1 protein-coding gene is annotated in these 1,200 nt (G+C 59.2%); it reads right to left on the bottom strand.

The features are described from left to right. Positions 1 to 268: 268 nt before the first annotated feature. Positions 269 to 742 (bottom strand): hypothetical protein, encoded by a 474-nt coding sequence (locus HMPREF3101_RS06585; RefSeq protein ID WP_070463776.1) that lies wholly within the window; start codon positions 740 to 742, stop codon positions 269 to 271. Between the last annotated feature and the right edge of the window lie 458 nt (positions 743 to 1,200).

Genomic DNA, 1,200 nt, shown 5'->3' with positions numbered 1-1,200 from the left:
ACCACGGTGTTACTAAATGCACGCGCGCAACAGCGATCGAGCGGCTGCTGGATGTGTTGGATGTGAATGCGTGAAACCGGACTTTGCTGCCGCTGAGATTGGTGCCGAGCTTTCGACTACAGGACCAAACCCACCAAGCCTTTATGTTGCGGCGGGGTTTCAACACCTAGCTGTGTGCCAAGTCAAGGTTTTGGTTGCTTTCCGCGCGGCGGAAAATCTGGCCTCGAGCCGGGAACTGTGGCGGGGAGGGAGATGGATGGCTGCCGGGTTATTCGCGGACTCTGTGGTCGATGACGTCTGGTAGCACTGGTTTGCTTTGACCGAGTAGGACTTGGATGTTGCCTTCGCGTTCGACTGCACTTGTCACTGCCTTGACTTTGGTGGCTTTACGCTGCTGTCCTTGACCACTACCGGTACCCATGGCCATTGGTGCAGCAGTCATCCCTGTGGAACGTGCCTGCGTGCTGTGGCCCGTGGCTGCTGTGCCTGCCCCCGTGTTGGGGCCTGCACCTGGGCTTGCACCGTGAAGTGGTGCACCACCTGTACCCATGCCGGGACCACCACCGTGGCCTGTGTTGCTTCCTAGTGAGGGACCACCATGCCCGTTGCGGCTGCCACGGTTGCCGGTACCACCGAATCCGCCCATACCACCACCGACACCACCACCGCTGATGTTCGCACCCGTACCAGCGTTCACACCGGCTGCGGTGCTGCCAATCGCACCAGGAGAGATCGTATGCATGCCAGCGGCAGAACCAAGATGTGCCGGTGTGCCATGTGGGCCTGGGGTAAGTGTCGGTGGCGTGGAGGGGGAGCTGAGTGCTGCGGCTTGGGTTTGTGGCCCCTGCTTGTATCGCCTCAAGCACATCAGGGTTAATCTGACCGTAGGTGTTGATGACTTCATCTGGTGTTGTCGCATACGCCAGGTCTTTATGGCCGACGGCGATGAAGGAATCCTGAATCACCTTCGGCAGTGGGGAACGCTCAAACGATGGGGCTGTCGGATGTGCTGCTTCACGGATGTCGAAGGGATCGCCCGGGACGTGGTCTAAATCCGGAATGAGTTTGACAAACGCTGGAACCGTAGCCGCCAGTTGTGTACTGGCGCGTGGTGCAAAGGCTGTGAGATAGGCCGTTTCATAAGCTGCCCGCAGGTCGGGTGTTAAGGCAGCTGCTGCAGTGTGTGCGACAGTGGCCATT

Source organism: Corynebacterium sp. HMSC29G08, assembly GCF_001806875.1.
Lineage (GTDB): Bacteria > Actinomycetota > Actinomycetes > Mycobacteriales > Mycobacteriaceae > Corynebacterium.
This window is presented reverse-complemented; position numbering and strand designations above follow the sequence as displayed.